We start from the raw sequence: 22,637 nt of genomic DNA on the forward strand, positions 1-22,637 counted from the left end.
CAAGCAGCTCCTCGGCACTTCCAAGGGTGCTCCCCCGACGCCACCGGCAAAGCCCACACCGCCCTCACCCAAGCCCTCCGTCTATATCGACGCCCTCGCCGACGCGGTAATCCGAGGCGAGTACGCCAAGGTCGACAAGAAAGGAACTCTGACCTTCACATTTAGGGAGGACTCCCAAGTCTCATGTCGATGCTGACTGGTGAACAGAAGTGAGGTGGAGATGACGTCCGTGCCAATGTTCAATCAGCCAACGGTCATGACTGGCGATGATGAGAGTTCCTCGCCAGTCCCGTAGCGCGTTCTCGAGTGCATCCATCGATTCCAAATCAAGGTAGTTAGTTGGCTCATCAATGATCAACAAAGCTGGCTGTTTCGCTAGTGCGACTGCAAATTGAGCCCGGCGTTGATTCCCTGCAGACAAGTTCACGATGGGAGTGCTCCACATTGAAGGATGCAGAATTCCTTTTCCAGCCTCGCCGACGCCATCTTGCCACCTCTCCGAGTCAAATCCTGCAATTGAACCATCAGGAAGCGTCTGCGGCACCACGCCGACGGGATCATCACGGGTGAGGGTGCCACTGTTCATAGTCCCCTCGGGTGCGTTTCCTGTGGCGATCCAGTTAAGCAGGGTTGATTTACCCGCCCCGTTTTCTCCTGTCACGAGGAGGTGCTCGCCTCGCCCTAAATCGAACGTAACCGGCAAAAGCCGACCTGCCACTGTCGCATCTCTGAGCGAGACGGCCAAACCAGTTCCGGGGTCAATCTTGAGGGAGGGGAACGCCAGGTTGTAGTGGCGGGGTTTCCGTATCTCTCGCTCTGAAATGCGTTCCAGGCGGACGTCGTCACTTCGGGTTCTTTTTGCCGATGTGGCTGCTGCGCGATCGGTGAAGAACTTCTTCTCTTTGCGAGTTGCGGTTTCAACCCGAACCCCGCCACGGGCGATCTTCATGCTTTCGCGCCGATGCTCGTGTAGCTCGCGTTTCTCAGCTTGCTGTGCGGCGTGGATCTGTCGGTGTTTTGCACGGGCAGTCTTCTTCGCCAGCAGGTAGTGCGTGTAGTCCCCTGCGTTGCGGTACAAGCCCACGACCTTCTGTCCGTCCGCTTTGGCGAGTTCTTGCCAAACGGTGATGTCCATGTCGTAGATGGCAGTGGCGGTGTCGTTGATGAAAGATCTGTCGTGGCTCGTAGCGAGCACAGGGCCGTTCCAGTTCTTGACAACACCAGTGAGGAAATCGGCTGCTTCATGATCGAGATGATTGGTCGGCTCGTCTAGGATCAACACCTCAGGTCGCATCATCAGCAGGGTAGCCAGTTTCAGGCGTGCACGCTGACCTGGCGAAAGGGTCTGCATCATTCGATTGCTTCCCGACCCCATGAAATCTACGAGTCCCAGTCCTGCGAGTGTTTCATTCACTCGTGCATCCAACGACCACACATCAAGGGCGTTCAACCGGGCAAGAAGTTGGTCAAACTCCATTGCTAGATGAGTGTCTCCCGCTGCCATGGCTTCTGTGGCTTGGTCGAAGCGCGTGAGTAGCTCATTAAACGGTTTAAGCGCCGAGTCAAGGAATTGCGCAACGCTGCCGTCGAAAGACTCTGGATCGGGAACGTGCTGAGGAACAGGCCCAGAAACAATTCGGCCCGAATCAGGCGTCAACTCACCAGTGAGGACCCTTAACAGGGTGGATTTGCCGACCCCGTTCGGGCCAATCAAAAAGGCGCGTTCACCGTTTGGCACATGCAAACTCACACGGTCGAGAATGAGGCGGGAGCCGAATGAAAAAGAAATAGAATCGAGCAAAATTTCGGGCATAGTAATCTCCAATAGGAAGAAGTAACTTCAGTCACGTCTCAGCAGAGCTGAGTGGAGATCACATGTTCACCGGAATTACACGCTCCTCGGTTCGGGTAGGTCGTCAGTCGACGAATCCAGTCTAATTATACGCGATTATACGCGATTCGCTGAGACTCAAGCGGCTCCGTAATAGGGGCGAAACGCTGAATTGACCAGCTGCCTCCGTTTTGAACCAATCAGACGACCAAAACGCAGTTCGCACGCATTTGTATCCGTCGTGGCAAGAAAGTTTCGTACACGGTGCGTGAAGCACCGTCCGAGGCCAGTCCGATGTCGTCGGAAGCGAAAAGAATATCCACCATGAGCCGGATCGCGTCACGCGGTGTGTAGAACGCACCCGCGGCCTTGCCTTTTGTGTCGAAGGCCTTGTACATGACGTGCTCGAAGAGGTCACCCATCTGGGCATCCGGCAGCGCCTCCATGCTCATGTCGATGGTGGCGAAGTGTTTGACCACCGGCCACAGACGAGAAGCGCTATCGAGGGTCTTCATCTTCACCGCGAAATCGAAGGCATCCCACACATCGCGGACGGAGGCCGAGAACGCGCCGACGTAGTCCATCAGCGCCTCATATACGTGATCGTCGAGCTGGGCGATCCTCGTCAGGTCCAGGCGAGAAGAGTTATAGAAGGAAAGGCCAAAACGGGCCTGTACCTCCCAATCGATCATCTCGTCACTGAAGCCCTCCTCCTGGAGACTCCATACCAGGTCGAGAACTTCGTCTTTGGTCGGCGCGAGAATACACTCGAGACGACGCAGCACCGTCATCGGCAGAATATAGTCTCCGTAATCTTCAGGTTCGACGATGGAGCGCAGAAACTTGTCTGCTGTGTTCCAAACGGCGGACTGATTGAGTTCCGCTGTACTCATCCGGGCATGCCTCCTTGGGCCGAAAGTCTCAGTGCCCCTACGGTAAACGCACTGTCCAAAATCGTTCTCGAGACACGCACGCGCTGCCTCGCCTTCTAGTGCATCACCCCCGATAGACACCGTGCTGTCACCCTCGAACGAAATATCGAACAACTTCAATCTTTCAAGCTTTAAGAGCGACCTCCCATCCCAGCGTCAACCACTAGTTGACACCACCGTCAACCTATGGTTGACTAGCGGTCATGGATCCATTGACGAATATCCGACACACACTGCAAGCAGTCAGCCTCGCTGAACACGAATTGGAGGATGCCGTCACGCAAGCAAGAGATGCGGGACATTCATGGGCGGACATTGGGCAAGCGCTCAATGTTTCCCGCCAGGCAGCCTTCAAACGATTCGGTGCGGTGCGAAACCCCTTTACAGGAGAAACCATGGCCCCAGTATCAATCGACAATCTCCCCGAGATTTCAGACAAGCTCATTCGCCACATTTCCAAAGGCGAAGAGGCAGAAACCGTTGAAATGCTCGATCCGCACGTCCGTGCGGACCTCCCCTGGTCCGTCATCGTGGACGTGTGGACATCAATCCTGACCGACTTCGGCGAACTCCAGGAGATCACCGACCATGCGATCGTGCCCATCAAGGGAGACCGCAACGCGGCACCGGCGTCAGAAGCGCTCTCCACAAAAAGCACGGGCACTTCCGTCGTCGTCTCGACACTCAACCATGAAGCCGGCGAACTGATGTCTCGGATCGCCGTCAGCCGAGAGGGTACGGTCGTTGGAGTTCTTTTCTTGACGCCCGACGCCACGGACTACCCGTTCTAAGTCAGCTTCCGTAATGGTATCGACAAGCCGCGATGCGAATCTCTCCGTCCACTACCTTGTACACCAGGCGGTGCTCATCGGTGATCCGCCTGGACCAATAGCCAGAGAGACCGTGCTTGAGGGCTTCAGGCTTGCCGATACCCTCGTTTCCATTGCGGGCAATGTCTTTAATGAGCCGGTTGATTCTCTTCAGGGTGCGGCGATCCGCCGTCTGCCACCACAAGTAGTCCTCCCAGGCAGACTCATCCCAAACGAGAATCATTAGTCCTCAATGAGGTCGTGGTGGGCGCCGCGCCCCCGCTCCAGATTCTCGATGGAACCGAGGAGGCGGCGAGCGTTCTCGGGAGAGCGCAGAAGGTAAGCAGTTTCTCGCAGCGATTCGTACTCGGAGAGCGACACGATCACGACGTCCTCGTGTCCAGCCCGGGTAATAATGGCTTCTTCACGGTTGTCGACAACGTCACTGAGCACCTTCGCGTAGTTCGCGCGGGATTCGGTATAACTAAACGTTTTCACAGCACACCTCCTGTACAGGAAACTGTACGTCACATGTGAGGTGTCGTCAACGTCAGAAGTTCGGCAGACCAAACACTCTGCCGAACGCACCTTTACAGAGAACCAGCAGCCGCGCGCTCGGTCCCAGTAGCGCGGCGGTCCGTGAAATACCGGACCGTGTAATACGCTGCGGCCACCACGACGAAGGCCACGCCCAGGAAGGTGAAGGAGCCCTGCCATAGTGGATTATCGTGAGCCGTACTCTGGCCGAAGAAACCGAGCTTTCGGTTGGTCGCGTTGCTGACGAAGGGAAGGAAAACTACGGTCAGCAGGGCAACCAGCGCGAAGCCCAGCAACTGCTCGAAGAGCCAGCCCAGCACGCCGCTGACCTTGTTGGAGATCGTGTGAATGAGGTTGAGGCCGGCGTCCAAAAATACGACAAAGAGCGGCACCAAGAACACCCAGTGGTGGTACCAGCTAAACGGCGAGATAACGCAGGCGACAATTCCGCCGAGAGCCATGATCATCGAGTAGTTACCGCGGCGATAGCAGCCCAGGACCGCAATGCTGTACAGCGCCACGATGGCGATCACGCAGACGAGCCACAGTGCGGTGCTGTCGCAACCCAACCGGTGCAGCACCGCACCGAGGGACTGCGCGCCGGGGTTGTCCTTGCCGCCAATTCGCTGCGTTTCGAAAATTTTAGTTTCCCAGAAAGCCTTGGCATCGGGGACGAAGAGGAAACCGATGCCGATCGTCGCGAGAATCGTGATGGTCATGTAGACCATCGCGCGCCAACGCTTACCTAGTAGCAGCGGGAGGTAGAAGAAGACCGGGGTGAGCTTGATACCCGCGGCCAGACCGCTGAAGATACCGCCGCCCTTGTTGCCCGAACGTCGACGCAGGAAGTCCAGGGCGACTAGACCCATTATGAAGATGTTGATCTGGCCCCAGAAAAACGTGCCGAAGATCGGAGCCAAGTTGAACGATGCGACTAACGCTGCCAGAGACACCAAAACCAACCCAGGCGACCAGGCGTAACCGCGCTCGCGGAACACGCCGATGATCACCGCCAACAGCACTATCGCGGTGAGGGCCAGCCAGATACTCGCCGCGACCTCGAAGGACACCAGGGGAAGAACCTTGAAAATCGCGCCCGAGAACGGCGGGTAAGTAAATGGCAGCCCGCGGACGAAAGGCTGAGAATAGAGCTCCTGCCCATCGTTCAGGGCTACCGCAGCGTTGTAATAAACCTTAAAATCCGTCGGCCACTTGAAGAGGTTGGTAAACCAGGAGGCACGCACCTCCGGCAGGGTCAACCGATACACGGCCAACGCTGCAAGCAGCGCAAAAGCAGTGAACACGCCGAGTACGCCCGGCAGCTTCTTGGCACTGGTATCAGTTTTCACACGCTTACCTTAGAACGCAAAAAGCATTTTCCTGTTCAAGGCGTGCGGATGTTTGCAAAAAAGTCATGACAAACGTCATAGTGCATCGCGTGACGAAAACTATGTGAGCACTTAACCGCAGCTAACTAACGTAATGAGTGTGAACACGACACAACAGACACACGCCATCGAAGTAACCGGAATAAGCAAAACCTTCAATCCACGATCCAGCGCACCTGTACACGCTTTGAAGAACGTTAGCCTCACCATCCGCCCAGGAGAGATCGTCGCACTGCTGGGCACCAACGGCGCGGGAAAGACCACACTCGTGGACCTGATCCTAGGGCTGACCACCCCGACCGCCGGAACAGTTAAGGTCATGGGACACTCCCCCAAGCAAGCGATATATAACCAAAACATCAGCGCACTAATGCAGACCGGCGGCCTGCTCAACGAACTGACCGTGAAGGACACGGTGGAGATGATCGCCGCTGCCTTCCCGGAGCACCTGCCGATTGAAGAAGTAATCCAGCAAGCGAATCTGGAACCGATCTACAAGCGCCGCGTAGGCAAATGCTCCGGCGGCGAGCAACAACGCATCCGCTTCGCCCTGGCCATCCTCGGCAATCCGGACATCCTCATCCTCGACGAACCAACCGCGGGGATGGATGCCGGCGCGCGCCACCGCTTCTGGGACTCCATGAAGAACCAGGCCCAACAAGGGCGCACGATCATCTTCGCCACGCACTACCTGGAGGAAGCCGATAACTTCGCCCAGCGCATTGTGCTTATGAACAAGGGGAAGATCATTGCGGACGGCACCACCGACGAGCTACGAAACATGAGCTCCCACCGCGTGGTTAGCGCCGAATTCCCCAGTGGATTCCCGGATCTGTCGGGACTACCGGGCGTCACAAGTAGCGAAACAAACGGCCGTCGCCTGCGTATATCGACAGAAGACTCTGACGCGCTTGCCCGGTACCTGTTGACGGAGACGGACGCCCACAACCTCGACATCACCAGCCACAGCTTGGAGGACACGTTCCTCGCGCTGACGAACGAAACCCCGGAGGCCTAACCATGAGCACCACACTGAAATTCGCCGCCCACGAGCTGCTGCGCCTACGCCGGGACATGACCACCCTTTTCTTTAGCATCGGCCTACCGATTTTCTTCTACCTGATCTTCGGCGCACTGCAGGACTACGGCGATCAGGAAATGAACGGCGGTAACGTCTCTGCCTTCGTCATGTTGGGTATGGCCTTTTACGCGGGCGTGGTAGGCGCAGTTGGCGCGGCGGGATCTGCCGTAACCGATAGCCGCAGCGGATGGGGTAGGCAGCTGGCGCTGACACCCCTGCGTCCCTGGCAGCTCGCCTTCGCCACTACCTTAAGCATCACCGTGCGCGCAGTGCTGCCGATAGCGGCAGTGTTTGTTGTCGGAGGGCTGACGAAATCACACATGCAAGCTGACCAGTGGATACTGAGCTTCATCGCATGTGCACTGTGTGCCATTCCCTTCGGATTCTACGGCCTAGCATGGACATTGCTGATCCCCAAAGAAAATACAGTGGCCATCGCCACAGCCTCCATCGTGATTCTCGCCTTCGCGGGCAACGTATTCATGCCACTGAGCGGAACGCTGCTGCAGGTGGGACGTTTCACCCCCATGTACGGCGCGGTAACGCTGGTGCGCTGGCCGCTGGCAGAAGGCGCACAACTGCTCGATCAAGGGCTGCTGTTCGACCCGATGTGGTACGCCTGGGTTAGCATCGCAGTATGGACGGCGATCTTCGTAGGCTTTTGCCTGCTCATGACCAAGCGAGACAAGGGACGAAGCTAATGCGCCGGTTTGGCGGTTTCCAGCTGAGCACCGCCATCTTCGCCTCGATATGGCTGATATTCCTAGTGCCCATCGCTCTGCAGGTTTACACAGGGGAAGGATTCGCCACTACGGCGAAAGCCTGGATGACAATATGCCTGCTGGTTTTCGGCGCGTTCTACTTCTACGCCTTCGGCTCTCTGCGATACTTCCCCCGCGCCTGGGGAACACTAGCGCGGGCACTGCTGCGCTGGGGCATACTGCTAGCCATTGCGTTGGCCAGCGTGCCAGCGATGCAAACTGGCTCGGTGGCCTTTGCCCCCTACCTGGCCGCGATGTTGGGATTCACGGTGACACTGCGAAAGGCGCTGCCGATCGTGGTGGCGACAGGTGTACTCGGGATCGTCGCGGTGTGGATCTGGTCGCCGGACGACCTTACCTGGGCTGCATTCACCCTTTTCGTCATGCCGTTGTTACTCGTAGCTCTTGGGATTTTCAGCCAATACGACGAATCCCGCCACAAGCTGCGGCACGAGCTAGACCTGGCGCAGCAGCGGGAGGATATCGCAACGGACGTGCACGATCTGCTGGGTCACTCGCTGACGGTGATCAACCTAAAGTCCGAGGTCGCCAGACGGGCAATGGACAACAACCCCGAGCAGGCTAAGCAGGAACTCAAGGAAATCAGCGACCTCTCCCGCCTAGCCTTGGCGGAGGTGCGTTCGACGGTCACCCGAATGCGCACACCCACCTTCGCCGGCGAGCTGCAGGCGGCGCGCCGGGCTTTGGACACTAAGGGCGTCACCGCGCATCTACCCGAACTCCTGAAAGCACCGGGCGCGCACGACACAGTGTTTTCCTGGGGCCTGCGCGAGCTAACGACGAACGTGGTGCGGCACTCCGGGGCGAGCACGTGCTGGGTGAGCGTGACTGACGACAAGCTGCAGGTCACCGACGACGGCAGCGGATTTAACAGCGAGGCCACGCAGGGTACAGGCGGTCTGGCCGGCCTGCGTGAACGGGTCGAGAAAGCCGGTGGGAAGCTGATTGTGCGCCGCGAACGGGGCCTGAGTACCGTGCTGATTGCCATGGAAGACGACGACGAGCTGATCGACGACAGCGCAGTGGCCGAGGAGGCCGCCCGATGACGATTCGTGTACTACTTGCCGAGGATCAATCGTTGGTGCGCGGGGCACTGATCGCACTGCTGAATGCGGAGCCGGACATCGAAGTCGTTGCCGAATGTGCGACCGGGACTGAGGCCGTGGCTCTCGCGCAGGAGCAGCCCATCGACGTGGCTCTGCTGGACATCGAAATGCCCGGACTGAACGGCATCGATGCCGCAAAGGAGCTGGCCGGGAATCGGTGCCGCTGCCTGATCGTGACGACATTCGGCAAGGCCGGGTACGTGAAACGTGCCATGGAGGTTGGCGTGGACGGATTCATCGTTAAGGACACGCCTCCCGAGGAGCTCGCCGATGCTATCCGACGGGTCCATGCCGGCCTGCGCGTTATCGACCCGACGCTTGCCCAGGAAAGCTTATTGACGCCCGATAATCCCCTTAGTGAACGTGAGACCGAGGTGTGTCAGCAGCTTTTCGAGGGTAAGAGCTCCCCCTCCATCGCCAAGGCGCTGCACCTGTCGCCGGGAACAGTGCGCAATCACATTTCCAGCATTATGTCGAAGACAGGTGCGGGAAATCGCTACGAGGCGGCGCACCTGGCGAAAACTAATGGGTGGATTTAGCTCGTCCTGCAGACTAGCTGAATCCTTGTTAAATTCATGTGCGTTGTCTCACAGTAGACGCATGATCTTTTAACAAATAGCTCCCCAGTTAGGAAAGCATGAAGACACCCCTCACCTGGCGCAAGGCCACTGCCGCAGCCGTGGCCGCCATCGTTTCTATCGGCTCCGCTGGCACCGCAGTTGCCGCCACCAACTCCAGCATCGGTTCTTCCGTCGCCGGCTCCTCTTTTAATCTCACCATCGGTTCATCCGTAACAGGTTCCTCAAAGCCTCAGCCGGAAGAGCAGCAGGGCTTCGACCTGCAGTCGCACCGTGGCGGTCGCGGCGAGTACACCGAGGAATCCCGCAAGGCTTTTGAAGAATCTTTAAAGATGGGAGTATCCACCCTCGAGCTGGACATCGTATTGGCCGAGGACGGAACCCCGGTTGTATGGCACGATCCGGAAATCCAGGCCGACAAGTGCACCGATACCAAGCCAGCCACCGAGAACGACCCGGAGTTCCCCTACGTGGGTAAGCTCGTCCACGAACTGAACTGGAACCAGCTGCAGACCCTGAACTGCAACAAGGTGCTGAAGGGATTCCCCGAGGCTAAGGCCGAGAAGTCGAACAAGCTGCTGCAGCTGCAGGACGTCTTCGATATTGCTGCCACCGATCCGCAGATGCGCTTCAACATCGAGACCAAGATCGAGGCCGAGGACCGCGAGAAGTCTGCCACACCGCAGGAGTTTGTCGACGCGATCCTGCCGGTCGTCCGCCACAACAAGGCAACCTCTCGCACCACCATCCAGTCTTTCGACTGGCGCTCCTTGCCACTTGTGCGCAAGGCTCAGCCGGACATCTCTCTCGCTCTTCTTTATGACGCCACCACGTGGAAATCCGGCTCCAAGTGGATCGGTGACGTTGACTACGACAAGCTCGGTGGCGATGTGAACAAGGCCGCTAAGCAGTTGGGCGCGGAAATCCTATCCCCGGACTACAAGCTGGTCACCCCTGAGAACGTGGCTTCCGCCCATGCTGCGGGGCTGCAGGTTCTGCCGTGGACCGTGAACGAGGAATCCGACATGCAGGCCATGGTCGACGCTAAGGTGGACGGCCTCATTACCGATTACCCGACCCGCGGCCTAGACGTTGTAAAGAAGAACAAGCTCCAGGTTCTCTAAGCGAGCTTTAGCTCCCTGTAGCGGTTTACTGCTGCCAGGATCTCCGCCCCACGTGGGCGGCTCAAATGCCCGGGGTGATCACGCCCGGGCACCAAAACGGCCAGACCATCCTCGGTGATGCGTCGCTCCAACCTCGCGACCAGCTCCACCAGCGGGGTCTGGCCGTCGGCGTTTTTCGATAGCCAAGCCAGCGCCGCAGCAATCGCGGCGGTCTGCGAGGGTGCAACGAGTTGGCCAACGGCTGCTAGATCGATTTCCGAGCGATCCACGCTAATGGTGGATAGCCCCCGTGGCTTGGGAGGCTTTCGCGACTTCAAGGCGCCGCGAGCCAAGATGCGGCTAGCGGTGATGTGCTGGAACCCTTCTTGTTCTGACAGCTCCTCCTCCCCCGCGAGTTCGTGGGCACGGGCGGTGACATCGCTGGGACGGTAGGCATCCATTGCAATGACGGTATCGGCCAGTTGCAGATAAGCACCCGAGCCGCCGGCGATCAGCACGGTGGAGACCGAGGTGGCGTCGTATAAAGAGCGAACGCGCTGCACAAACGGGGTGATGGGCTCTTTATCATTCGGCACGAGGCGCTGCATCAGGCGGTCTCTGATCATGAAGTTGGTGGCCGAAGTGTCCTCGTCGATAAGCAGCGATGATGTCCCCGAGGCATGCGCTTCGACGACATTGGCTGCCTGCGATGTGGAACCCGAGGCGTTGGTGGTGCTGAAGCGGCGCGTATCGGCGCCGGTGGGCAAGTTGGTGATGAACGGCGAAATGTCGGCGCCGGTGATAGGACGGCCGTCCTCGGCACGGACGCTGGCGACGTCGGCGCGGGAGATAACCCACTCACGACCATCGCCGGCGATGTGGGGATAGACGCCGCGTTCCAGAGCGCGGAGCAGAGTGGACTTGCCGTGATAGCCCCCGCCAACGATAACGGTCAGCCCCTCCGGGATGCCCATGCCGGTGACTGTGCGACCACTAGGGAGTTCGAAGGTTTGGGTGAGCGATTCAGGCGACTGGAAGGCTGTGGCCTGGGCTGTGGCGAGAGGACGATCACTATCGCCTGCGGCGCGCGGAAGGATGGCGCCGTTGCCGACAAAAGCAACGAGCTTGCGAGGTTTCAGCTGGGCACGCAGAGCCTCTTGGTCACGCAGAAGAGCCACGTGGTCTGCGAGCGCTGCGGCGTCGGCAGGAGCGAAACGGTCAAAGCGCAAACAAACATCTGCAAGGGCAGGCAGATCGTCGGCCAGGAGATGCGCGGCTTGGCGGCCGAGAATACGGCGCCCCTTGGCGGGCAGCCCTACCAGCAGGCGGGCCTCTACACGATCAGGGGTGACAAGCACGTGGGTACGTTCGACAACCTGCTGACCGATGTCGCCGATGTGGACGTTCTTCGGGCGGTTGCGCTCTGTCTGGATTCGGCGGGCCAGGAAATCGGCGACTGCTACCCTGCCGGTGGCATCACTAACGAGGTGCGCGGGAATATGCGCGGCGCTCATCGGCAGAATGAGGCGCACCTTGGAGGGGCTGGCATAGGGATCGGACTGAACGTGGTCGATGGAAACTGTCAGGCCGGGTTCGCTATAGGCCCCCGCGAGTTTTTTATATGCTCCGTACCCCGCGCTATCGAGGTTCTTGGTGCGCGAAATCAGCTCCTCCAGGGTTCCTTGTGCAGTGTTTCTTGACATGCGCTCAAGCGTAGGCGAACTGCTCAGAGAAAAAATTTTAAAAAATTGTTTTGAGGGTGTAACACTTAGGCGTGGGAATCGTTTGTATTGGTGAAGGCGCTAAACAAACCCACATAAACCCTTAGCGTCAGTCACTACACACAGAAAGGATCACTCCCATGATTGAACTCGTTGCAACCTTCTTCCAGAACCTCGTCCAGGTAATCGGCGGCGCTATCGCTGGCCTGGTCGGCCTGATCACCGGCAAGTAGGAATCCCCCTTCTTCTGAGGTTTCTCACTGGTCCCCGTCCACCTCGTGTGGGCGGGGATTTCTTTATAGGATCGTTTTCATGTTGGCCTTCCTCGCAGAGAATCCACTCATCGCCCTCGTCATTATCCTCGCCCTCGGCTTCGCTATCGGCAAGATTCGCTTGGGCGGAATGTCGCTGGGCACAGCGGCAATTCTTTTCGTCGCCATCATCTTCTCCACCCTGGATCCCAACATCCAGCTTCCCCCGCTGCTGTTCCAATTCGGTTTGGCGATCTTCGTCTACGCCATCGGACTAACGGCTGGCCATGCCTTCTTTGCCGATTTCCGCCGTCGCGGATGGCGCATGCTCCTCTTTGTGGTCGTACTCCTCGTCGGCCTCATGGGCATGACGTGGCTACTGGTGCCGCTGTTTGGTGTGGAGGCCGCCACCGCGACCGGTTCCTTCGCTGCTGCACTGACTTCGACCCCTGGTATGGCGGCTGTCGTGGATATGTTGGAGGGCACCAACCCGGAGTTGGCTGCTCACCCAGTTGTCGGTTACTCCCTGGCCTATCCCGGTGGCGTGCTGGGAGCCATCGCAGTTGCAGCCATCGGTACGAAGCTTCTCAAAGTTAACCACCGACAGGACGCTATCGACGAGGACGTTCTGCATGCTCCACTGGAGCACCGTGGCATCCGCCTGCGAGACGGCATTACGGGCTGCGTACGTGACCTGCGCACCATCGCTGACACAAAGATCATCGTCACCCGTCTGGTGCGACCACACCACGCCACTGAGGATGTACAGGAAAAGGACCACAAGCTGGCCTACCCGGATGCCGAGGTCTTCCCTGGCATGATCGTCGTGATTACGGGCACGCCCGACTCCCTGGATAAAGCCACTGCTGCACTCGGCGAAGAGGTCGATATCGACATCGACAGCTCCTACATCGGCTACCGCCGCATTACCCTTTCAAACCCCAACATCGCCGGGCGCAGCATCAAAGACATTGATCCGATCAGCCATGGCTTCATCATCGCCCGCATTCGTCGCGGCGACGAAGACCTGGTTCCGGGCCCAGACGATGTACTGCATTACTCCGACCGCGTCCGTGTGGTCACTCCTAAGCACCGCATCGACGAGGTTTCTCAGCTCTTGGGCGATTCCGAACGCTCCCTCGCAGATGTCAATTTGCTGCCGTTTACTCTCGGCCTAGCCATCGGTTTGCTTATCGGCGCGATCCCCATCCCCCTGCCCGGAGGCGCCACACTCAATCTGGGCTTCGGCGGTGGCCCCATTGTCATGGGTCTCGTGTTCGGCGCGCTTGCCCGCACCGGCCCCATCGGTTGGCAGATCCCTTATCACGCGAACAAGGCCCTCAGCAGCCTCGGACTGGCCATCTTCCTGGCAGGTGTTGGCACCATCGCTGGCACGGGCTTCCGCGACGCGCTGACGGATATCACGTCGCTCAGCTACATTGCGCTGGGCTTTATCATCACAGTCGTCTCGGCGCTTGTCTGTGGCCTGGGCGGTATGTGGCTGCTGCGCCTCAAATGGGATGAAGCGATGGGCATGGCTGCGGGCGTCTCTACCAACCCCGCAGTGATTAGCTACCTCAACGATCAATCGGGCACAGAGCTACCCATGCGCGGCTATGCCACGGTGTACCCAGCAGCGATGATCGGCAAGATCATCGGCTGCCAGGTGCTACTACTGATGCTGCTCTAATAGCACCCGGTCTTAGAGGTCCAGGGCAGCTGCGCGCTGCGGCAGAACCCGCGGACGCACTCCTGCGATCTCCTCAACAATGCGGATCACCTGGTTGGAGTAGCCGAACTCGTTGTCGTACCAGACGTACAGCACCAGGTGGTTACCGTTAGCGATGGTGGCCAGTCCGTCGACGATGCCGGCGTGGGTGGTGCCAACGAAGTCGGTGGACACAACCTCCGGGGACTTGATGAAGTCGATCTGCTGACGCAGCGTCGAGTGCAGGGACACGCGACGCAAGAAGTTATTTACCTCGTCGGCCTCAACTTCCTTGTCCAGGGTCAGGTTCAGCACAGCCATGGAAACGTCCGGGGTGGGAACGCGGATGGCGTTGCCCGTTAGCTTGCCGGCGAACTCCGGTAGAGCCTTTGCCACGGCCTTCGCTGCACCGGTGGCGGTGAGCACCATGTTCAGACCTGCAGCGCGGCCACGGCGATCGCCCTTGTGGAAGTTATCGATGAGGTTCTGGTCGTTAGTGAAGGAGTGAACGGTCTCGACGTGACCGTGCTGCACACCGTAGCGATCGTTGATGACCTTCAGCACTGGCGTGATGCCATTGGTGGTGCAGGACGCCGCAGACAGGATGCGATCATCCTCAGTGATGTCACCGTGGTTGATGCCATAAACGATGTTCTTGATGTCACCCTTGCCCGGGGCAGTCAGCAGAACCTTGGATACGCCCTTGGACTCGAGGTGCTGGGACAGACCGTCGCGGTCGCGCCACACGCCGGTGTTGTCCACCACGATCGCATCGTTAATGCCGTAGCTGGTGTAGTCGATCTCCGCGGGGTTGTTGGCGTAGATGATCTTGATCGGGGTGCCGTTTGCCCAGATCGTGTTGTTCTCTTCATCCGTGGTGATGGTGCCGTCGAAGGCACCGTGAACGGAGTCACGGCGCAGCAGGGAGGCACGCTTGATCAGGTCGCCCTCGCCCTTGGAACGGACGACGACCGCGCGCAGGCGGGCGCCACCGTAGGTTGCCTCGCGGGAAACCAGGATGCGGGCCAGCAGGCGACCAATACGGCCAAAACCGTAGAGGACGACGTCGCGGGGCTCGACCTGCTCCGGGCCACCGATGACCTCTGCCAGCTCACGCTCCAGGTACTCGCGCAGGGTCAAACCCTCCGAGTTCTTGTTGTAGCGGCTAGCCAGGGATCCGATGTCGATGGAGGCGGTGCCCAAGTCCATTTCCACCAGTTCACGCAGTACCGGCAGGGTCTGCTCCAGCGGCAGTTCCTTCTCCACCACGCGGCGGGCATAGCGGTGAGACTTAATGATGTCGATATCAGTGACGTTCACCAGCAGGCGGCCAAAGATCGAAGTCACGACGTTCTTGTCGCGGTGCAGGCGGCTGATCAGCGGTAGCATTTCCTGAGCCAAAGCTAGGCGTTCATTCCAGTCGCTGTGCAGATCGCTGGTGGTCGGTGCGTTGTCGGTCATCTATACCTCACTACCTCACTGGAGAGGATCGTTTTAGAAAACATCGGGGGTCACCCGCTTACCCCCTAGAGTCTAGTGTCCTCCTCCCCTACACCCATTATTTCGGGGGCTTATAGGGGTAGACGTTTATTCTGGGAGTATGACTAATTCTTCTGCAACGAGCAATCCTCAGCCCAGCGATGTAGACATCGCCCAAGCTCACACCCTGGAGCCCATCACCACAATCGCAGAACGCGCCGGCATCCCGGAAGCAGCTTTGATCCCCTACGGTCGCACAAAAGCCAAGATCGATGTTCCCGCGTTGAAGGCGGAGCGTGAGGGCGTCAATAAAAAGGGCAAGCTCGTACTCGTGACGGCAATGAGCCCAACACCCGCCGGCGAGGGCAAGTCCACCGTGTTGATCGGCCTGGCCGATGCCGTACGAGCAGCGGGGCGCCAGACGATGGTGGCGATCCGCGAGCCCTCCCAGGGACCAGTCATGGGTATCAAGGGCGGTGCAGCGGGCGGCGGCTATGCGCAGATCGTGCCGATGGAGGACATCAACCTGCACTTCACCGGTGATATGCACGCCATCACCGCAGCGACGAACACCCTAGCTGCAATGGTGGACAACCACGTGCAGCACGGCAACGCGCTAGGCATTGACCCGCGACGGGTGACCTGGCGACGCTGCCTGGACGTTAATGACCGCTCGCTGCGCCACGTCGTCACGGGGCTGGGCGGGCCAGGCCAGGGCACCCCGCGCGAGGGCGGGTTCGACATCACGGCAGCCAGCGAGATCATGGCGATCCTGTGCCTGGCCACCGACCTGAATGATTTGAAGAAACGCATCGGACGCATCGTGGTGGGTCAAACCTACGACCGCAAGCCCGTGACGGCGGGTGATCTGAAGTGCGCAGGTGCGATCACTGCCCTGTTGCGCGACGCGATCAACCCGAACCTGGTGCAGACACTAGGTGGCACGCCGGCGCTGGTGCACGGCGGGCCTTTTGCGAATATCGCGCATGGATGTAACTCGCTGATCGCAACGACGACGGCGCTGGATCTGTCGGAGGTCGTGCTTACCGAAGCTGGCTTCGGCAGCGACCTGGGTGCGGAGAAGTTCTTCGATATCAAGGCTCGCGCCGGTGGCCTCGATGTCGCCGCGACCGTGGTCGTGGCCACTATTCGTTCGCTAAAGCACAACGGCGATTCAGTACTGAAGGCTGGACTGTCCAACCTGGAGCGCCACGTCAGCAATATCCGCAAGTTCGGCGTGGAGCCGGTGGTGGCGCTGAACCTATTTAGTACCGACAGCGCTACGGATCGCCAGCAGATCGCCGAGTGGGGCGAGCAGTTCGGCGTGCGTGTCGTCGAGTGCAATGTGTGGGCCGAGGGCGGTGCCGGTGCAGCGGATCTAGCCTCTGCCGTGTTGAAGGTCGTCGATGGCGCCTCTGGTGATGACGCCCCTAGCTCCAGCCACCAGATTTATCAGCCAGTCGATGGCGTGGAAGCCACCTTGCGCACGATTGCCACGGAGATCTACGGCGCAGCGGACGTCCAGTTCGGACCGAAGGCCTTGAAGGATTTGGCGTTCTTGAAGGAGAACGGCTGGGACAAGTTGCCAGTGTGCGTGTCAAAGACTCAATACTCCTTCAGTGACGACCCCAGCGCACTTGGCGCGCCCAGTGGACACACGCTGCACGTCCGCGAGCTGGTGCCACGCATCGGCGCAGGCTTCGTGGTGGCCATGACCGGTGACGTAATGACACTGCCTGGTTTGCCGAAGAAGCCCGCGGCTGAGCGCATTGACGTGGACGAGAGTGGAGTCATTTCGGGCTTGTTCTAACGCGCATTGACGTAGGCTTTCTTTCGTGCAAGAAACTCAAGTTCTCACGAAGAAGCCTCCACGTCCTGTTTTCGACCGAGGCCCCCGCCCCTATATGCGCGGTCGCCTGCACACCGCTGCCGCGTGGTATTTCGGCGGCATGGGAACCGCGCTGACCATCGTTGCGGCCTCCAAGTTTCACCTGTCCTGGATGACCATGGCCACGGCGCTGTACGCCCTGTGCCTGGCCGGGATGCTTACGGTCAGTGCGCTGTACCACCGAGTGCCGTGGCGCTCCGAGGGCGCGGTGAACAGCTGGCGGCGTGCTGACCATGCCATGATCGCGGTCTTCATCGCCGGCACTTACGGGCCAGTGACGGTCGGCGCTTTTGGCGCGCGATGGTTCACCGGCTGGGGTTGGTTTAACACCGGCGGGCTGTGGATCTTGGCCGTGTGCTGGCTGGCCGCCGCCGCGGCAGTAGTACTGAATCTGGTGTGGATTGATCACCCGCGGTGGTTGGATGCCACCACGTACCTCACGCTCGGTTGGCTGGCTGCCATCGGCGCCGTTGGCTACTACCAGCAGTTGGGGCTGGCTGTAAGCCTGCTGATGCTGGCCGGTGGAATCGTCTACTCCGTTGGCGCAGTCATCTACGCCAAACAGTGGCCGAACCCCTCCCCGCGCTGGTTTGGATTCCACGAGGTGTTCCACGCCGCCACAATCTTGGCGGCGCTGCTGCACCACATCGCAATCTGGATCCTGGTGCTGCGCTAACGCGGGACTGCGTGCGCTGTGCTACTTCTTACGCTTCTTCTCGCGCACACGCACCGCAATACGCACCGGCGAACCTTCAAAGCCGAAGGCCTCGCGCAACTTGCGCTCCAGGAAGCGGCGGTAGCCGTGCTCCAGGAAGCCGGTGGTGAACAGCACAATCACCGGCGGCTTGGTGGAAGCCTGGGTGGCAAACAGCACGCGCGGCAGGCGTCCGCCACGCATCGGCGGCGGGGTCTCCGCAATCACGGCACGAAGCCAGGTGTTCAACTGGCCGGTGGAAATACGCTGATCCCAGCTCTCTAGAGCCTCAATCATCGCCGGCTCCAACTTCTGGAGTGCACGGCCGGTCTTCGCGGAGATATTCACGCGACGCGCCCACGGGACGTGGGATAGCTGCAGCTCAATTTCGCGCTCCAGCAACTCGCGGCGGTCCTCATCCACCAGATCCCACTTGTTATAAGCCACCACCAGGGCACGGCCCGAATCGAGGATCATGCGAAGTACGCGCTGATCCTGTTCGGCAATGGGCTCGCTGGCGTCCACAAGAAAGACAGCGACCTCCGCCGCATCAATGGCGGAACGAGTGCGCAAGGAGGCGTAGAACTCATGGCCGCGTGCCTGCTTCGTCTTCTTACGGATTCCGGCGGTGTCGACGAATTTCCAGGTCTTTTCCTCCAACTCAACGATGGAGTCAACTGGATCGACGGTGGTGCCGGCAACATTGTTGACGACGGAGCGTTCCTCGCCCGTGATCTTGTTCAGCAGTGAGGACTTGCCCACGTTCGGGCGGCCGACCAGTGCAACGCGACGCGGCCCGGAGACAATCGACAGTTCGCGGGGGTGCTCCGGGAAAGAGCTATGAACCTGATCCAGAACGTCGGCAGCACCCTTGCCGTGCTGTGCAGACACCGGGTACGGGTTATCCAGACCGAGTGCCCAGAACTCAGCGACATCGCCCAGCTGTGCGTCGGCATCGCACTTGTTGGCGACCACGATCACCGGCACTTCGCTGCGCTGCAGCTTGCGGGCAATAACCTCGTCGGTAGAGGTGATGCCGACCTTCGTGTCAACCACGAAAACAATCACGTCGGCGGTCTCCATAGCAGTCTCCGCCTGGCGGGCAATTGCGGCGTGGATGCCTTTGGCATCGGGATCCCAACCACCCGTGTCCTGTACCCAGAAACGGCGGCCAGACCACTCACCCAAGTAGGAAATACGGTCGCGGGTCACGCCCGGGAAGTCCTCCACCACAGCCTCGCGACGACCGATAAATCGGTTCACCAGCGTGGACTTGCCCACGTTCGGGCGACCCACAATGGCGACGGTGCACAGTGCCTCTTGCTCTGCTTCCTCGTCGCCCAGCACGCCGAAGGCTTCCTCCAAGGCCTCCCAATCCTCGTCGGATTCCGGCAAATCGCCGCCGCCTTCAAGGGTGAAATCCTCCGGGCCGGTAATGAAGAACTCATCCGGCCCGGCCTCGTTGCCCTCGTCGAATTCGTCATCGTCGTATTCGGAGAACTCGGCAGCGGTGAAGTCGGACTCCCCCAGCACTTCGCCGTCTGCAGTACGGAAGATCAGCTCCGAAGGCGACTCGGTGGAATCCGGACGAGCGCTGGCGAGTACCAGCGTTGCCAGCTTTTCCAGCACCTCGTCGATGTCCATGTCGCCCGTGTCCACAATCACTGCATCCTCGGCGGGGCGCAGCGGAGAAGTCTCGCGGGAGGAATCGGCTTCATCACGCCGCTGCACATCCGCGAGTACCGCGTCGTAATCCACGTCTCGGCCAGCGGCTTGGTCTTGATCGTAACGACGCTGAGCTCGAACCTCTGCGGAGGCGGTCATAAAGATCTTCACTGGGGCGTCGCTAAGCACCACCGTGCCGATGTCGCGCCCCTCGACCACACAGCGCCCAGCAGCGAAAGCCAAAGAGCGCTGCAAAGCGACAAGGTTTTCGCGGACCTCTGGGATGGCTGCGACGGCCGATACGTGGGCGGTCACCTCGGGGCCACGGATCTCCCCGGACACGTCCATGCCGTCTAGCAGCACCTCTGTAGACGTGGGATCTTCGTTGATCTCCAATGGCAGATCTGCCGTGGCGGCGATGATGTCCGGACGCGAGTTGTCTGCGGAAGGGTCGATGCCCTGGCGCAGTACGTGCAGGGTAGCTACGCGGTACATCGCTCCGGTATCCAGGTATTTCGCGTCAGCGGCGGTGGCCAAGCGACGGCACACGGTGGATTTGCCGGTGCCACTAGGGCCGTCCACGGCGACAATCAGGCCACCGTCTTCAATGTTTTTAACGCGGGCGAGCTGGTCTAGTGCGGAGCCGGGCTCAAAATATGGTGCATTCGTCATGGCTAAAAGGTCGTTCCCTAACTGATTTTGTGATTGTGTCGGCTGTAAAGCGTTTTTAGGGCGCTTACAGCCCGACCTTCTTGTACAAGCTCTGCAGTTCTGCCTGGTTCAGTGCGCGGATCGTGCCCGGCTTCTGTTCCCCTAGCTGCACGGTGTGAATCTTTGTGCGTACCAGGGCCTGGACTGGGAAACCGGCCTCCTTCAGCATGCGGCGGACGATGTGCTTGCGACCTTCGTGCAGCTCTACCTTGATTAGCGACTTGCCCTGCCACACGTCCACGATCTGCACGTTGTCGGCACGCGCAGTGCCGTCGTCCAGCTCCACGCCGTCTTTTAGCTCGCGGATCAACTTGCGGCTGGCCTCGCCCAGTACGGTGGCCATGTAGGTCTTTTTCACTTCGTACTTGGGGTGCATCAGACGGTTGGCCAATTCGCCGTCGTTGGTGAGCAACAGCAGTCCCTCCGTTGCCGCATCCAGGCGCCCAACGTGGAACAGGCCTTGGCCTTCCTTCAGTCGGGTACCCACTAGGTCTCCCACGCACGGACGCCCCAGCTCGTCACTCATTGTGGAGTGCACACCGCGCGGCTTATTGAGTACGAAGTAGACCATTTCCTCATTGACCTGCACGCGCTCGCCATCTACGCGGACAATGTCCACGCTCGGGTCGATGCGAGTGCCCATCTTCACCACGACTTCGCCGTTGACTTCGACTCGGCCTGCGGCGATGAGCTTCTCACTCATCCGGCGGCTGGCTACACCAGCGGAAGCCAGCACTTTTTGCAAGCGCACCTGCGCCTTCTCCGAGTCGGGCTTATTCAGGGCTGCGGCTGCCTCTTGCTCAGTCACGTGCTGACGTTTAGCGGGCTTGGCCTGCGATAGATAGATGTCTGTCGGAGCGGTCTCCGGTGTGCCGTCTCGGCGAGCGGGTGTGTCCACGGTGTTTCTAGCCCTTCGAACTAAAAAGAAAATCTTGAATTATCCAGCAGAATTCTACCCTTTCCCCCACTTAACTGTCGATATTGTCCAAGCTGTCGATGCTATCGACCTCCGGCAGCAGCGGCGCCAGATCCGGAAGCTGCTCCAGCGACTCGATGCCGATCTGCTCAAGGAAGAGCTCGGTGGTGGAGTAAAGATGCGCTCCGCCCTGTTCCCCTGTCTCGGCGATCAGCCCGCGCAAAGAGAGCGTACGCATCACACCGTCGCAGTTCACGCCACGCACAGCCGCAACCTGACTACGCGTTACGGGCTGCCGATAGGCCACCACCGCCAGGGTCTCCAAAGCTGCGCGGCTTAGCCTCTGCTGCGTGCCGTCCAACAGCTTGGCCTCCACCACTTCCGAGTTGGAGCGCCGGGTGTACAGCCGAAAGGCTCCTTCGTGTTCGCGCAGTTCAAAACCGTTGCCGCGTGCGTCGTATTCCGCCGCAATCTCATGCAAAATTTGCGCCACCTCCGCTTCTGGCACCGCGTGCTCCTCGTTGGAAAGTACGCGGGCGAGCTCTGTGGGCGTCACTGCCTCATCGCTTACAAGAAGTAGCGATTCAACACGGCTGCGCAGCACCGAGACCTGCGGCAGCGGCGCGGGGTTGGGGTTCAAGTCGCTCATGGTGTGTGCCTTTCGTGCCTTTCTTTATGACGCCTACTCCCAGTTGCTGGCCGCCACCACAGCCGGATCGACATCCAGCCCGGTCCAGGCCACCGACATCTCCTGCAGCGCCTCGGGCTGCTCGATACCAATGGCGCGTGCCTTGTACAGCTCCAACAGTGCCAGGAAACGCCCGACGACGATCATGTTCAACTCTGCATCGGCGATCAACGCGTTAAACGTTACCCACGTGTTCTCTCCGGCAACCTTTAGCGTGTTGAGGATCCGGCCGGCTTGTTCGGGGACGGACACTGCGACCTGGTGAATGTGGCCGGTATCTACATGATCGGGGCGGGGGCGGAACACGGCAGCGGCCAACTCGGCGAACTCATCTGCGGTTTTGCCGATCTTCACCTCCGGCAGCAGGTTCGCATGGTGTTCCTCCAATGAGAGGCTGGCCGGGTACGCCCTAGCGGCATCTCGCTGCCACTCGGCGAAAAGGCTCGCCACCTGCTTATACGCGCGGTATTGCAGCAGACGGGCAAACAGAAGGTCGCGAGTTTCTAGCAGCGCGAGGTCTTCCTCACTTTCCACCTCACCGCGTGGAACCAGGCGGGCGGCTTTCAAGTCCAGCAACGTAGAGGCGACGACGAGGAATTCCGTGACTTCGTCCAAGTCCTCCGCGCTAGAACTGAGGTTTTTTGTGTAGGCAATGAACTCGTCGGTGACCTGCGCCAAGGCCACTTCGGTGATGTCCAGCTTGTGGGAGTGGATCAGCTGCAGCAATAGGTCAAAAGGCCCGTCGAAGTTAGCCAGGGCCACTCGGAAG

Annotated in this window: 20 protein-coding genes; 9 read left to right on the forward strand and 11 right to left on the reverse strand. The window is 59.6% G+C overall.

Features of this window, described 5'->3' with window-relative positions; all coding sequences use genetic code 11:
* Nucleotides 1-181 precede the first annotated feature (181 nt).
* Nucleotides 182-1,813, reverse strand: coding sequence for an ABC-F family ATP-binding cassette domain-containing protein (locus AC05K6_RS02800; protein WP_034981901.1), 1,632 nt, complete (start codon nt 1,811-1,813; stop codon nt 182-184).
* Nucleotides 1,814-2,031: 218 nt separating this feature from the next.
* Entirely contained in the window at nt 2,032-2,724 is a 693-nt protein-coding gene (locus AC05K6_RS02805) for a type I restriction-modification system subunit M N-terminal domain-containing protein (RefSeq protein ID WP_239386591.1), read from the reverse strand.
* Between the two features lie 242 nt (nt 2,725-2,966).
* Here AC05K6_RS02805 and AC05K6_RS02810 point away from each other — a divergent pair, with 242 nt between their 5' ends.
* Nucleotides 2,967-3,554, forward strand: coding sequence for a hypothetical protein (locus tag AC05K6_RS02810; RefSeq protein WP_476727697.1), 588 nt, complete (start codon nt 2,967-2,969; stop codon nt 3,552-3,554).
* Nucleotide 3,555: 1 nt separating this feature from the next.
* Here the strand turns inward: AC05K6_RS02810 and AC05K6_RS02815 are convergent, their stop codons facing one another.
* From AC05K6_RS02815 to AC05K6_RS02825, 3 genes are all read right to left on the reverse strand, one after another.
* The gene (locus tag AC05K6_RS02815) at nt 3,556-3,816 is read right to left on the reverse strand and encodes a Txe/YoeB family addiction module toxin (protein ID WP_239386587.1); all 261 of its coding nucleotides are present in this window, start codon (nt 3,814-3,816) and stop codon (nt 3,556-3,558) included.
* A complete protein-coding gene (locus AC05K6_RS02820; RefSeq protein WP_298076153.1) occupies nt 3,816-4,070 on the reverse strand; it encodes a type II toxin-antitoxin system Phd/YefM family antitoxin in 255 nt (84 codons plus the stop codon). The genes AC05K6_RS02815 and AC05K6_RS02820 overlap by 1 nt, the downstream gene beginning before the upstream one ends.
* Nucleotides 4,071-4,162: 92 nt before the next feature.
* A complete protein-coding gene (locus tag AC05K6_RS02825) occupies nt 4,163-5,458 on the reverse strand; it encodes a glycosyltransferase family 87 protein (protein WP_476727698.1) in 1,296 nt (431 codons plus the stop codon).
* Between the two features lie 133 nt (nt 5,459-5,591).
* Here AC05K6_RS02825 and AC05K6_RS02830 point away from each other — a divergent pair, with 133 nt between their 5' ends.
* From AC05K6_RS02830 to AC05K6_RS02850, 5 genes are all read left to right on the forward strand, one after another.
* On the forward strand, nt 5,592-6,515 hold the full coding sequence (locus tag AC05K6_RS02830; RefSeq protein WP_476727699.1) for an ABC transporter ATP-binding protein: 924 nt from the start codon (nt 5,592-5,594) through the stop codon (nt 6,513-6,515).
* 2 nt (nt 6,516-6,517) lie between these two features.
* Nucleotides 6,518-7,279, forward strand: coding sequence for an ABC transporter permease (locus AC05K6_RS02835; protein WP_476727700.1), 762 nt, complete (start codon nt 6,518-6,520; stop codon nt 7,277-7,279).
* Nucleotides 7,279-8,406, forward strand: a complete 1,128-nt coding sequence (locus AC05K6_RS02840; protein ID WP_476727701.1) for a sensor histidine kinase — start codon at nt 7,279-7,281, stop codon at nt 8,404-8,406. Before AC05K6_RS02835 ends, AC05K6_RS02840 begins: the two co-directional genes overlap by 1 nt.
* Nucleotides 8,403-9,005, forward strand: a complete 603-nt coding sequence (locus AC05K6_RS02845; protein ID WP_476727702.1) for a response regulator transcription factor — start codon at nt 8,403-8,405, stop codon at nt 9,003-9,005. Before AC05K6_RS02840 ends, AC05K6_RS02845 begins: the two co-directional genes overlap by 4 nt.
* A 98-nt stretch (nt 9,006-9,103) precedes the next feature.
* Entirely contained in the window at nt 9,104-10,168 is a 1,065-nt protein-coding gene (locus tag AC05K6_RS02850; protein ID WP_476727703.1) for a glycerophosphodiester phosphodiesterase family protein, read from the forward strand.
* On the opposite strand, the gene AC05K6_RS02855 is transcribed toward AC05K6_RS02850, so the two are convergent.
* The gene (locus AC05K6_RS02855) at nt 10,165-11,850 is read right to left on the reverse strand and encodes an ABC-ATPase domain-containing protein (RefSeq protein WP_476727704.1); all 1,686 of its coding nucleotides are present in this window, start codon (nt 11,848-11,850) and stop codon (nt 10,165-10,167) included. The two genes, AC05K6_RS02850 and AC05K6_RS02855, sit on opposite strands and share 4 nt — an antisense overlap.
* 330 nt (nt 11,851-12,180) lie before the next feature.
* Between AC05K6_RS02855 and AC05K6_RS02860 the strand changes: the two genes are divergently transcribed.
* Nucleotides 12,181-13,809 (forward strand): aspartate:alanine exchanger family transporter, encoded by a 1,629-nt coding sequence (locus tag AC05K6_RS02860; protein ID WP_476727705.1) that lies wholly within the window; start codon nt 12,181-12,183, stop codon nt 13,807-13,809.
* A gap of 12 nt (nt 13,810-13,821) precedes the next feature.
* Here the strand turns inward: AC05K6_RS02860 and AC05K6_RS02865 are convergent, their stop codons facing one another.
* On the reverse strand, nt 13,822-15,288 hold the full coding sequence (locus AC05K6_RS02865; RefSeq protein WP_293791171.1) for a glyceraldehyde-3-phosphate dehydrogenase: 1,467 nt from the start codon (nt 15,286-15,288) through the stop codon (nt 13,822-13,824).
* A 139-nt stretch (nt 15,289-15,427) separates the two neighbouring features.
* Here AC05K6_RS02865 and AC05K6_RS02870 point away from each other — a divergent pair, with 139 nt between their 5' ends.
* Both AC05K6_RS02870 and trhA read left to right on the forward strand, forming a co-directional pair.
* Nucleotides 15,428-17,116, forward strand: a complete 1,689-nt coding sequence (locus tag AC05K6_RS02870; RefSeq protein WP_476727706.1) for a formate--tetrahydrofolate ligase — start codon at nt 15,428-15,430, stop codon at nt 17,114-17,116.
* A gap of 94 nt (nt 17,117-17,210) precedes the next feature.
* Nucleotides 17,211-17,870 carry a PAQR family membrane homeostasis protein TrhA gene (trhA, locus tag AC05K6_RS02875; protein ID WP_296214637.1) on the forward strand — a complete coding sequence of 220 codons (660 nt, stop codon included), beginning with the start codon at nt 17,211-17,213 and terminating at the stop codon, nt 17,868-17,870.
* A gap of 21 nt (nt 17,871-17,891) precedes the next feature.
* Here the strand turns inward: trhA and der are convergent, their stop codons facing one another.
* The 4 genes from der to AC05K6_RS02895 all read right to left on the reverse strand — a co-directional run bounded on the left by der (nt 17,892) and on the right by AC05K6_RS02895 (nt 22,630).
* Nucleotides 17,892-20,225, reverse strand: coding sequence for a bifunctional cytidylate kinase/GTPase Der (der, locus tag AC05K6_RS02880; RefSeq protein ID WP_476727707.1), 2,334 nt, complete (start codon nt 20,223-20,225; stop codon nt 17,892-17,894).
* Between the two features lie 64 nt (nt 20,226-20,289).
* Nucleotides 20,290-21,162, reverse strand: a complete 873-nt coding sequence (locus AC05K6_RS02885; RefSeq protein ID WP_293791167.1) for a pseudouridine synthase — start codon at nt 21,160-21,162, stop codon at nt 20,290-20,292.
* A gap of 70 nt (nt 21,163-21,232) precedes the next feature.
* Complete coding sequence (gene scpB / locus AC05K6_RS02890) at nt 21,233-21,829, reverse strand: SMC-Scp complex subunit ScpB (protein ID WP_448307725.1); 597 nt, start codon at nt 21,827-21,829, stop codon at nt 21,233-21,235.
* 33 nt (nt 21,830-21,862) lie between these two features.
* Entirely contained in the window at nt 21,863-22,630 is a 768-nt protein-coding gene (locus tag AC05K6_RS02895; RefSeq protein ID WP_448307739.1) for a segregation and condensation protein A, read from the reverse strand.
* Nucleotides 22,631-22,637 lie beyond the last annotated feature (7 nt).

Source organism: Corynebacterium sp. TUM25020, assembly GCF_056388495.1.

Excerpts from the sequence above, each read along its gene's own strand:
- AC05K6_RS02850 (WP_476727703.1), top strand. The coding sequence starts at position 9,104 with ATGAAGACACCCCTCACCTGGCGCAAGGCCACTGCCGCAGCCGTGGCC.
- der (WP_476727707.1), bottom strand. The coding sequence starts at position 20,225 with ATGACGAATGCACCATATTTTGAGCCCGGCTCCGCACTAGACCAGCTC.
- AC05K6_RS02800 (WP_034981901.1), bottom strand. The coding sequence starts at position 1,813 with ATGCCCGAAATTTTGCTCGATTCTATTTCTTTTTCATTCGGCTCCCGC.
- scpB (WP_448307725.1), bottom strand. The coding sequence starts at position 21,829 with ATGAGCGACTTGAACCCCAACCCCGCGCCGCTGCCGCAGGTCTCGGTG.
- AC05K6_RS02835 (WP_476727700.1), top strand. The coding sequence starts at position 6,518 with ATGAGCACCACACTGAAATTCGCCGCCCACGAGCTGCTGCGCCTACGC.
- AC05K6_RS02805 (WP_239386591.1), bottom strand. The coding sequence starts at position 2,724 with ATGAGTACAGCGGAACTCAATCAGTCCGCCGTTTGGAACACAGCAGAC.
- AC05K6_RS02870 (WP_476727706.1), top strand. The coding sequence starts at position 15,428 with ATGACTAATTCTTCTGCAACGAGCAATCCTCAGCCCAGCGATGTAGAC.
- AC05K6_RS02840 (WP_476727701.1), top strand. The coding sequence starts at position 7,279 with ATGCGCCGGTTTGGCGGTTTCCAGCTGAGCACCGCCATCTTCGCCTCG.
- AC05K6_RS02860 (WP_476727705.1), top strand. The coding sequence starts at position 12,181 with ATGTTGGCCTTCCTCGCAGAGAATCCACTCATCGCCCTCGTCATTATC.
- AC05K6_RS02855 (WP_476727704.1), bottom strand. The coding sequence starts at position 11,850 with ATGTCAAGAAACACTGCACAAGGAACCCTGGAGGAGCTGATTTCGCGC.
- AC05K6_RS02845 (WP_476727702.1), top strand. The coding sequence starts at position 8,403 with ATGACGATTCGTGTACTACTTGCCGAGGATCAATCGTTGGTGCGCGGG.
- AC05K6_RS02810 (WP_476727697.1), top strand. The coding sequence starts at position 2,967 with ATGGATCCATTGACGAATATCCGACACACACTGCAAGCAGTCAGCCTC.
- AC05K6_RS02815 (WP_239386587.1), bottom strand. The coding sequence starts at position 3,816 with ATGATTCTCGTTTGGGATGAGTCTGCCTGGGAGGACTACTTGTGGTGG.
- trhA (WP_296214637.1), top strand. The coding sequence starts at position 17,211 with ATGCGCGGTCGCCTGCACACCGCTGCCGCGTGGTATTTCGGCGGCATG.
- AC05K6_RS02830 (WP_476727699.1), top strand. The coding sequence starts at position 5,592 with ATGAGTGTGAACACGACACAACAGACACACGCCATCGAAGTAACCGGA.
- AC05K6_RS02865 (WP_293791171.1), bottom strand. The coding sequence starts at position 15,288 with ATGACCGACAACGCACCGACCACCAGCGATCTGCACAGCGACTGGAAT.